This is a genomic window from Flavobacterium niveum (assembly GCF_055231775.1).
The window spans coordinates 1-1389 of sequence record NZ_JBUYSX010000017.1 but is presented as its reverse complement, the minus strand read 5'-3'; the positions used below and the strand labels follow the sequence as shown (position 1 = coordinate 1389).

The 1389-nt window shown below is 34.9% G+C and carries 2 protein-coding genes; both read left to right on the top strand.

Annotated features, from left to right (window positions below):
• Positions 1-470 (top strand): transposase (locus ACZIX4_RS19935; protein WP_463337412.1); only part of this gene is annotated, 470 nt, incomplete at its 5' end.
• A 14-nt stretch (positions 471-484) separates the two neighbouring features.
• Positions 485-1336 carry an IS3 family transposase gene (locus ACZIX4_RS19930; RefSeq protein ID WP_463337411.1) on the top strand — a complete coding sequence of 284 codons (852 nt, stop codon included), beginning with the start codon at positions 485-487 and terminating at the stop codon, positions 1334-1336.
• The last annotated feature ends 53 nt before the right edge of the window (positions 1337-1389 follow it).

Below are 1389 nucleotides of genomic sequence, written 5' to 3'. Positions count from 1 at the left end.
TGTCCCGTCCTGAAATAGCGATACACAAAAAAAGTATCATTATGGAAGATCAAAGCAATTATGTAAAGCGTACCCAAAAAGATTACACATTAAGTTTAAAAATTCAGATTGTAAAAGAGATTGAATCAGGAGAGTTATCCGTTACTCAATCCCGAAAAAAGTATGGAATACAAAGCCATGCTACTGTTTTGGGTTGGCTTCGAAAATATGGTAACTTTGATTGGGAGAATCAAACACCATCGAATATGCCAAAGACACCTGAACAACGAATTATGGAGCTTGAAGCCAAGGTTAAACTTTTGGAAAAGCAGAAAGCCCAGCTTGAAAATCAAAATCATATTTCTGATTCTAAGGCTATCATTTTTGATATGATGATTGACCTTGCAGAGAAGGAATATAATATTGATATTAGAAAAAACTTACCACCCGGACAATCCAATCCTTCTGTGAAAAAAGGCAGGAAAGCATAAGCTTTAGCTGTGGTTTGTTCGGGATAGACAGGCAGGTTTATTATCGAAACATTAAGCGTACCAAGCTTAGGAGAACCCTGGCAGAACAGGTTGTAGCTCTTGTGAAAGAGCAGCGCATAGCCCAGCCCAGACTTGGCACACGCAAATTGTATTATATACTTGGCAATAAGCTCAGGGAATTAAAAATAGGCCGGGATAAGTTCTTTAACATTCTTAAAGCAAACCATTTATTAATAAAGCCTAAAAGGAGTTATCATGTTACTACATGGTCACACCATCGTTTTAGGAAACACCCTAATCTAATAAAAGAACTTGATATTAAGAAACCTGAACAAGTGTGGGTGTCAGACATTACATACATCGGGAAACGTGATAAACCTTGTTATTTAAGTTTAATAACAGATGCTTATTCTAAAAAGATAATGGGATACGATGTGTCTGACTCCCTTAGTACACAGGGATGCATTAATGCCTTAAAAATGGCTCATAAGAATAGGAAGTTTAAGACTGAATCATTGATACATCATTCGGATAGAGGAATACAATATTGTTCGGATGAATACCAGTATTTATTAGATAAATACCGCCTAAAATGTAGCATGACTCAAAACTCAGATCCTTATGAAAATGCAGTAGCAGAGAGGGTAAATGGTATATTAAAACAAGAGTTTATGATTGATACTTATCATCTTGAATTAGCATTAATGAAAAAGGTAGTAGCAGAAGTTGTAAATAAGTATAATCAAATCAGGCCACATTGGTCAAATTATATGCTGACTCCAAATCTTATGCACCTGCAAAACAGTATCAAAATGAAAACGTATAAAACAAAAAACAGAAGCAACCCGAAAGCTACTTCTGTTTAAAAAATGTATTTTTACTAGTATTAATCCTGTATCGTTATTTTAGGACTAGTCAA